This is a genomic window from Streptosporangium sp. NPDC006013 (assembly GCF_040614275.1).
GTDB lineage: Bacteria > Actinomycetota > Actinomycetes > Streptosporangiales > Streptosporangiaceae > Streptosporangium.
This window is the reverse complement of sequence record NZ_JBEXUE010000851.1, coordinates 1-2167: the sequence shown is the minus strand read 5'-3', so window position 1 is coordinate 2167 and position 2167 is coordinate 1. Positions and strand designations below refer to the sequence as shown.

The window sequence follows — 2167 nt, the reverse complement described above, 5'->3', positions numbered from 1 at the left end:
CAGGACTCAAGGTCCAGTAGCTATGAGTGCTCACCCGCCGGCGGCTGTCAGGCCCGAGTCTGCCGGAGTGACGGACTCGTTAAGAGTGATTAGTAACTATCCGTAACCGGCCTTGGAGTTATCGGTAGGTGCTTGATCGGTGGCTCCGGCTATACAGGGTCGTTATCGTCCGTACCAGATGAATCTTCCACCGCGATTGTGGAGATCTGCGTGGTGCTGGGGAGTGAAGGTGTGTCTGGGGCATGTCCGTTCAGCGGTCGACAGTCAGATGGCGGAGTGCGTGCTGTTTGTCCCGTCGGTGGGCTGGCTGTAGACGCGCGGGGTGTCCAGGCGGGTATGGCCCGCCAGTTCGGCGACGGTGACGAGATCTTCGCCGCCGCAGATGAGCTGGGTCACGAAGGTGTGGCGGCCGATGTGGGTGGTGGTGGCGTCTGCCAATCGGGGTTCAGAGTGTGGCGGAACGAAAACGTACGCTAAGCCCATTCGCGCAGCTCAACGGTGGTGGCGAAGGCCCTGGATGGTGGGGCCGTTGACGTACGTTTTGGGGTGCCGGGTTGGGGCGGACCGGGGCACCCCGTTTTCCGGGGTTGAGGAACAGTGGTACAGCCATTAGCGCTGAGAACGATCTTGGTGTTGAGCTGGGCGTCAACGAGTTCTTCGACGAGCGGCGGGGTCAGCTTCCGCGGTGACGCGCGCGGAGGTCTCCTCGCCGAGGCCGGACGCAGCGCCCGAGGCTGCCCAAGTGCTGATGCCGGGACTTGGCCTGGAGGTCGGGCGCGGTGCGGCTGGCCTCTGCCGGATGTTGCAGCGCGGAGTGGCGTAGCTGGTGAAGTGTCCAGCCCTTCTCGTGGGGGTCCAGAGTGCGAGTGGCCTGTCTGAAGGCGGTCCCCAGATATGCTCCAAACCCGCCACGAAATGATCTTGAGCTAGGCCGTCGCGACGTCGTGCCGCGTAGGTCAGAGAACCGCAGGACAGTCCGGGCAGGAGAACAGGAACTCGCGCGGCACGAGCCCGGCGGTGCCGGCCCGCTCGGGTGCGCCGCGCCACCGCCATCCGGCTTCCGTGTCAATTCTGTCCGTGTTGCTGCGTGGGACGTCGGGGCCCCGGACAACTGTCCGGCCTCCGCTCAGCGCTTCCGCCAGTGCTTCCGCTCAGCTCTTCCGCTCACTCAGGACGCAGAACTCGTTGCCCTCCGGGTCGAGGAGGGTCACCCAGTGCTGCTCGTCCTGCACGGTGTCGGCGCGCCGGGCACCGAGGGAGAGCAGCCGGGCGACCTCGGCCTCCTGGTCGTCGGGGCGGAAGTCGGGGTGGAGCCGGTTCTTCGACGTCTTGCCCTCGGGGACAGGCACGAAGAGCAGCCCCGGCATCTGGTCCGGCTCAGGCCGGATCTCGATGATCTCCTCGGATTCGTCGACCACTACCCAGCCGAGAGCCTCGGCCCACCAGCGCCCGAGAGCGACGGGGTCGGCGGAGTCGACGATGATCTGTTCCCATTGCAGTGCCATGGGCCTGAGCATAGACAGGACCGGCGGCCCACCCATCCCTCCGTCGAGGGGCGGGCCGCCCCGGCGGCCCTGGCTCATCATCTCCCGGCAGTGACAGGAGAGCGAACACGGCCTCGGAGTCCTGGCTCAGACACCAGCCGCAAGGTAGCGGTGGATCACGCCTCTGCGGTCGCGGTGGCCTGCTCGTCGTGTTTGCGCAGCATCCGCATGACGGTAGCCGGTGACGGGTGCTGGCCCTTCTTCTTGCCGCTGGTGATGACGAGCTTCGCGGCCATGTCGCGCAGGCTCAGACCTTGATCCCGGTAGTGCAGGGCCATGGCGAGCATGTCCGGGTCGGCGACGGTGGCGCCGCCGATGGTCTTGCCGCGTTTGCGGGCGGACTCGTGGCCTTCGAGGGTGCGGTCGCGGATGTAGGGGTCCCGGTAGCAATCGCGGAAAATCCAACGAAGCTGCCTCTGACCTGTGGTTTCTTCACAGCAGCCCCGGCGGTCCAGACTGAATCATCTTCCTGTAAGTGCAGGTCAGGCCCTACTTCGTTGGATTCACGGCCGAAACTACGCAGACCCCATGAACGGGCCCATCGCACCGAAGGCTGCCTGCAGTTCCCGGGGCGGGAACATCTCCTTCAGCATGCCGAGCCCTTGGGGGATCATGCAGGCGCC

General features: G+C 65.8%; 3 protein-coding genes. All 3 read right to left on the bottom strand.

Translation table 11 applies throughout. The annotated features are described in order from the left end of the window. Positions 1-264 precede the first annotated feature (264 nt). A complete protein-coding gene (locus ABZ260_RS50305) occupies positions 265-438 on the bottom strand; it encodes a hypothetical protein (RefSeq protein ID WP_355632865.1) in 174 nt (57 codons plus the stop codon). Between the two features lie 713 nt (positions 439-1151). After that, complete coding sequence (locus ABZ260_RS50300; protein ID WP_355351897.1) at positions 1152-1505, bottom strand: VOC family protein; 354 nt, start codon at positions 1503-1505, stop codon at positions 1152-1154. Positions 1506-1660: 155 nt separating this feature from the next. Continuing rightward, positions 1661-1831 (bottom strand): hypothetical protein, encoded by a 171-nt coding sequence (locus tag ABZ260_RS50295; RefSeq protein WP_355632861.1) that lies wholly within the window; start codon positions 1829-1831, stop codon positions 1661-1663. Positions 1832-2167 lie beyond the last annotated feature (336 nt).

Bases quoted from the DNA above. Each gene is read 5' to 3' on its own strand.
- ABZ260_RS50300 (WP_355351897.1), bottom strand. From the start codon at position 1,505: ATGGCACTGCAATGGGAACAGATCATCGTCGACTCCGCCGACCCCGTC.
- ABZ260_RS50295 (WP_355632861.1), bottom strand. From the start codon at position 1,831: ATGCTCGCCATGGCCCTGCACTACCGGGATCAAGGTCTGAGCCTGCGC.